Below are 6000 nucleotides of genomic sequence, written 5' to 3'. Positions count from 1 at the left end.
AAACTGGGGAGTAATCTACGGTGAATTTCAGATAATGTATGAAGGCCGATTACCAGACTGATTTCCGGTATGAACAAAAGACGGAAGCTGAAACTTCCGTCTAGGAATTATTTTGTTTTTTAATAAAAATAGTTAAATTTCAATAGAAATAATTGACTATTTTATTTATAAAACATAAATCTTGACTTATAAAAACAAACAGGTAATATTAATAACACCAAAGCAGTGACCTTCTGGTTACTGCTTAAAAAATTTTCTCAGGATATTTTTCTATTTACAGAAAGATTTTCACATGCTCATAAACCCATTCACTTAGTTACAAAGTCTTTCAATCAAACACTGATGCTCTTTTGTTGACTTACTATAATTAATTCCAACCAGCATTATATTACGGTACTGATTCTTGTATCGTTTGTAATACTCTTGATTCTTTATTTGCTCTATAGCTTCTTCAGCTGATTTCCCATATTTAAACTCGATAATAATTAAAGGGGACTCATCATCCTCTGGAACATATACAAGATCAATTCTTCCTTTTCCAGCCTGTTCCTCCCTGTGGCTGTCGTAAATATCCATGGTTGACCATTGCAGAGCTGTCATAACACAATAAGTTAATGATTCTTCACTGTTATAATCAAGAAGGGACACAGCTGAAGAGTTATGTATATCCTGAATTATTTCTGCAACTTTCTCTCCATCTTGCTTTTTTATGATGGCATTTAGCAAGGCTTCCGAGCGTTTTACAATATCCGTACGTCTGCTCCATTTCTGGCCTTTTACAATAGACAGCAACGTCTGTTTAATTTCCTGATTCGGAACATGAGCGAGCTTTAAGCCGTTCTTTTTCTCGATACATCCTAGATACCCAAGACATACAAGCAAGCTAAAAATGTCATTCTTATCCTTCAATGTCACCATATCATTCTGGAAATTATTTGAATTGAATGGAATTTTAATGCCATCTATCAATTTTGTAATATCAGTCTTAATTCCCCTGAAGTTCATATTTATCAAACGAATAACTTCTTCATTTGATGATGTTCCGCTCCAATACGGCTGGCAAACTCCATCAACAATAGCAGAAACAACTGAATTAGGATTATATATATCCTTGCCATTTAGTTTATAGCCGTCATACCATTTTTTTAGTTCTTCATGAGTCAATTTACATAAAGGTTTTTTAACTATTTCCTCCACCTCATCTTTGGTAAAACCAAAATATGTTTCATAAGGAGCAGGTCTCAGCATGTTGTATTCTTTGAAATTATTAAGAGCTGACTGGGAATTGTATTTTTTTATCGGCAGTATACCTGTAAGATAAACGAGGGAGAAACATTCCAAACAATCTGATGACTTAAACATACCTCTTAGCAAATCTATGAACTTCGTCTGAAGTTTTCCATTTTCACGGTATTCACGATAGATCAAATCCCATTCATCCATAATCAAAATAAACGTAATACCTAAAGATTTATGTATGGATGACAGTGCACTGGTCAGACCTATATTGCCTATTTTAGCCTTTTCCAATATCGGCCCAAAAGGTACATGATCTTTTAATTCGCTGATAATCTGATACTCAAGAAAATCAACGATATCCGCTACATTCTTTACTTTTTCTCCGTTTAAATAGGTAAGATATTTAGTATCGACCGTATTCATGTCAATGTAAATAACATTAAACTTATTAAGGTAGGTTTTATAAGTTATGTCAGTTACCTTGTTATCAATCAGCTTCTGACCTTTATAGTCTGATATTTTTAAAGTTGAAAATAGCTCCATGCTGTCGACACTTTTTGAATAATATGAGGCCAGCATTCTCGCCATTATGGTTTTTCCAAATCTGCGAGGTCGGGTAAAAGCTATCAGCTTTGAATCCGAATCAAGTCTGTCTATAGTTTCTCCAATGAATCCTGTTTTATCTACAAAAACTTTGCTGATACGGTTGTTTACAATTTCCGTGAAAGCATTATTTCCATTTGGATTAAAAAAAATACCACTCATAAATATCTCCCACAACGCAACTATTCATCGAGTGTTTTCAGGTAATTACTATCTTTTTTGTACAAACCGCATACTCTTGTGACCATGCTGACAGTAGTATTAAGCAATTTGGCAGTTTTAGATATGGATAATGGAGGATTATTCAGAATATGACATTCAATAATCTTTCTGTGCAGTTCTTTATTTGCTTTGCGTCCAGTATATTTACCTTTCTGTTTCGCAATTTCAATGCCTTCATGCTGACGCTTTTTCCTGAACTCATAATCATCCCGTGACATCTGTAAAGCTATCTTGAGAAGAAGCTCCTGCATTGTTTCTAAAACAATTTTTGACATGGTATCGTCTGTTTTGTCGATTATATCAGAAAAATCTATTATACCTGGAACAAGTAATCTGGCTCCTTTTGCACGAATCTGATCAATCAAACGTTCTGCATCTTGAATCGGCAACCTGCTGATTCGATCCATTTTTTCAGCCACAACAAAATCACCAGGCTGAAGCTCACTTATAAGCTTCTGTAGTTCAGGTCGGTCCTCTATAGCACCAGAAGCTTTTTCTCGATAAACGCCAGCGATATAAAAACCTTGAGCCTTGGCATCATCAATTAAATGCTCCTGACGTTGGATAGTCTGTTCTTCAGTAGAAACTCTGATATATATTCTCACATTTCCCTTACTAGACATTATCTGCTACGCCCTTTTTTCTTTGCTTAGTCCCTCTTATCTGTAATTGCATTTCTTGAGGAATAACAAAAGATACATTTTTCATATACCTATTCCTTCATGTCTATCGCAAATCCATTAGCTTCTGCAAGCTGAATCAATCTTTCCATATCTTCATCAAAATTTTTTCTTCTACTTTCTATCTGTTTCTGATACTCCTCGGGATTATTTTTTTGAAAATCGAGCTCTTTCATAATCATTTCATTGGACAATTTTTTAGACAAAAGAACATTATAATCATCCACAGCTTCACCAGAAAATTCCATACGTAAATCACTCAATATAGATATATTGTGCTCATATCTATATACCAGCAAAAAGGCTACAGTACCATTCTTGCGATAGGTTTCAAAAACATCCTCATTATCAAGAACAGCACTGTCTGCTTGTAAAATTCCTCGTAGGTATGGAACATAAGGAAGCAAAAAATCAATCTTTTCTTCAGTACTTTTTTGTTTTACCTGATCTAACAGTACTCTGTAACATTTTTCATAATCAAGTGCATTACAAATATCTCTATGCATATCTAAATCATATTTTTTTACTTCTTCATCAGAACAGGGTCTAAAAAATTTTACTGGTTTTACCTTATCTAAAACCTTTTGAAAATTATTTTTTATTTCTTCATTCAAAAAACTATCTCTTTCCTGATACATGTCTCCACAGCATCCAACATGATTCATATAGGCTCTATCTAATTCAATATATTCATTAGCCATCTTAATTCCTTCCAAATTTATAAAATTACCAATGTATACTATATCACCGTATCTCAAATAAGTATACCCTAACAACCAATGTTATTAGGGTATATATGATATGTCTCAAATAAATATTTCACGATATATATAGGTTACACTATTTAAACCGTTAGATATCTGCTGGATTATTTATCACCATAATGTGTAGCACACTGGTAAATTTCAATACAGTCACCTACAATTCTAAAAACCAATCGATTCTTTTCATCTATCCGAACACTCCAATAATCGGAAATGGAATGATGTTAGGCCAGTATCTGCTCGTACCTGACGGAGAAAATGAATCTGTATTTTCCGCCATCGCAAAAGGAATTCAGGCATCATTTAAGAATCTGTCCGTGACGGTAGCGTCTTTTGCCGTTACCATATGTGTTTGTTTTGGGGGGGGCCTGGTCTTCCTGCCGTTGCTTTATATGATCTCTCATCACGCATCACCGGGTGCTGTTGCCATGTACATGATTCCGGTTGCAATTATATTTATAACCATCTGTTACGCCTATACATGCTATTTCAGTCTTACCGGTCACTGTATTTTTACGGATGATACATCTGACCGCAAAGATAACGGTAATATCGGATATTCAGAATCCGGCAGCACCGAAAGATTCAACTGATCGTTACGTGTCCGGTTCGCTGAACAGATGTCATGATGAAACGGCTTCCTGAAATAATGAAGCCTGTAATACAGGAGGAGAGTCGGTGACATCTCCTCCTTTTGTATCAGGTCTTTTCTTTTTGGTCATATCCATGACTGCTTTTTTCTGGATTCTCTGTATCATGTGCTCCGTGGAGGTTGCCTGTATTCATGATCCTATATCATGCCTGTCTTTATAATCCACTTTTCTCTAAGGTCAGGAGCTGTCGCGAATATCAATATATGTTTAAACACAATCATTGCCACTTTTATACATATGCAAATAAATTAGGTGTTACTTGCTGCACTAAAAGTTTTCATTGGCTTAAATCCAAGTTCATCCAGTAATTCAATATCTTTGGTACGGGTATTCCTTAGTTCCCAGATATGGTCCTTGCTTTTAACCATTCTCATATGTCCGGCTTTCAGCAGTATATCAACTGTTGAAATGCTAGGCTTTTTCATGTCTATCACCGCCCGATTCAGTTTTGCATGAATAACCCCGCATACCAGCATAATGAAATTGAATCCCTGTTCTTCATAGTAATCCTGTATTTTGAGGTTGGTGAAACCTGCATCATTTTTGATGTAATTATTAAAGGTTTCAATCGACCATCTGTCCTTGTAATCTTTGAAATCCTGTTCAGCAGTACAACCGGTTGTGGATTCAAGAATATATACTCCCCACCAGTCACAATGCTCATCATATCCTTCCTGTGTATATCCATCTTCTGAAAGATCCATGTTTATTCTGTAACTTTTTCTCTTGGAGTTGTTCTCATCCACATCCTTGTATACAGTGATGGTTTTTCCTTCCTGCAACTCCTCACGATAATAAAGAATTCTTGCGCTGTTTTTTGCATCGATCTTGTAAATGAATTCTTCGGTATATTCAAGATTCTCCTTGATTCTCTTGAAATTCTTATCGCTTGTAAGAACAGGAATGATGTAACTGTTTCCATCTGAGGACATAGCCTTCAATATTGCAGGAGAACGGAACCCTTTATCAACGACAAACTTTACATTTGTGAAATTATGGCTACGGAGCATTGCTTCACAGCTTCTCTTATCAACACTGGAACCCCGAAAAGTTCTATATAGAAGAGGAATGTTGGTTTTTGTATCATAGGCAATAAGAAGATTTACCTGTGGTGCTTTCAGCTGTTTTGTTTTGTAACCTGGTTCGGCAAGATCGTTGAGCTCTGAACAGGATCTGATTACGTGACCGTCAATCGCAATGTTCTTTGAGCACTCATCAATTAATGACTGTTCAAAATCCCTGACCGGTTCTCCTCGACTTCCGAGATGATGAAGAAGTGAACTCAACGCCTTATATCCAATTTTGAAAGAGTAGTCGCCGAACAATACGGAAAGAAAGCTTTCCTGATAATATTCATCTACCTGATCTTTGTATACAAAATTATTTGCGCTGAGAATCAGACCGTATGAATAGATCTGTGTCGCCATCTCCAAGGGAAAGTGTTTCTTCAGCCTTTCATAAACGTCAGCAGAAAGATGCATAAGCAATCCATACTGACCATACGCAACATCAGTAATTCCGTCTTTGTAATAAACAATACCCAATTCTTCCTGTTCCTTCATGTATCTCTTGTTAGGCATGAATCCTTTTCCTGGGATTATTTTACCAATCACATAACCAGAATCGGTACCCCATTTACCAGAAGGTAGTTTAACAGCGGTGTATTTGTATACGTAATAAGTCCCTTTAATCAAGCGAGCAGAAGTGCTTTTACAAGGCAGATATTCTTTTACATTATCAGGAGTTACAGTCGATGTTCGAGTCATAAATCAGCGTCCTTATCATATGTATAAATTATAACACAAACATATGTATAATTTCACTAAAAACACAAGAAAA

At 35.7% G+C, this 6000-nt stretch carries 7 protein-coding genes; 1 reads left to right on the top strand and 6 read right to left on the bottom strand.

Annotation, left to right across the window (positions count from 1 at the left end):
* Positions 1 to 312: 312 nt before the first annotated feature.
* The 4 genes from T489_RS0107980 to T489_RS15755 form a co-directional block, all read right to left on the bottom strand.
* Positions 313 to 2004: an AAA family ATPase gene (locus T489_RS0107980; RefSeq protein ID WP_031579531.1), complete on the bottom strand. Its 1692-nt coding sequence runs from the start codon at positions 2002 to 2004 to the stop codon at positions 313 to 315.
* Positions 2005 to 2024: 20 nt separating this feature from the next.
* The gene (locus tag T489_RS0107975) at positions 2025 to 2687 is read right to left on the bottom strand and encodes a recombinase family protein (protein WP_031579529.1); all 663 of its coding nucleotides are present in this window, start codon (positions 2685 to 2687) and stop codon (positions 2025 to 2027) included.
* A gap of 89 nt (positions 2688 to 2776) precedes the next feature.
* The gene (locus T489_RS0107965) at positions 2777 to 3445 is read right to left on the bottom strand and encodes a hypothetical protein (RefSeq protein WP_031579528.1); all 669 of its coding nucleotides are present in this window, start codon (positions 3443 to 3445) and stop codon (positions 2777 to 2779) included.
* Positions 3446 to 3612: 167 nt separating this feature from the next.
* Entirely contained in the window at positions 3613 to 3723 is a 111-nt protein-coding gene (locus tag T489_RS15755; RefSeq protein WP_084155465.1) for a type II toxin-antitoxin system YoeB family toxin, read from the bottom strand.
* A 3-nt stretch (positions 3724 to 3726) separates the two neighbouring features.
* Here T489_RS15755 and T489_RS0107960 point away from each other — a divergent pair, with 3 nt between their 5' ends.
* Positions 3727 to 4101 (top strand): hypothetical protein, encoded by a 375-nt coding sequence (locus T489_RS0107960; protein WP_031579527.1) that lies wholly within the window; start codon positions 3727 to 3729, stop codon positions 4099 to 4101.
* Between the two features lie 30 nt (positions 4102 to 4131).
* On the opposite strand, the gene T489_RS15615 is transcribed toward T489_RS0107960, so the two are convergent.
* On the bottom strand, positions 4132 to 4266 hold the full coding sequence (locus T489_RS15615; protein ID WP_255326987.1) for a hypothetical protein: 135 nt from the start codon (positions 4264 to 4266) through the stop codon (positions 4132 to 4134).
* 143 nt (positions 4267 to 4409) lie between these two features.
* Positions 4410 to 5927, bottom strand: a complete 1518-nt coding sequence (locus T489_RS0107950) for a transposase (protein WP_084155464.1) — start codon at positions 5925 to 5927, stop codon at positions 4410 to 4412.
* Positions 5928 to 6000 lie beyond the last annotated feature (73 nt).

Origin of the sequence: Ruminobacter sp. RM87, from assembly GCF_000701925.1 — a bacterium.
In the GTDB taxonomy this organism is placed as follows: domain Bacteria; phylum Pseudomonadota; class Gammaproteobacteria; order Enterobacterales; family Succinivibrionaceae; genus Ruminobacter; species Ruminobacter amylophilus.
The sequence above is the reverse complement of the archived record's forward strand: the minus strand, read 5'-3'. Positions and strand labels throughout refer to the sequence as shown.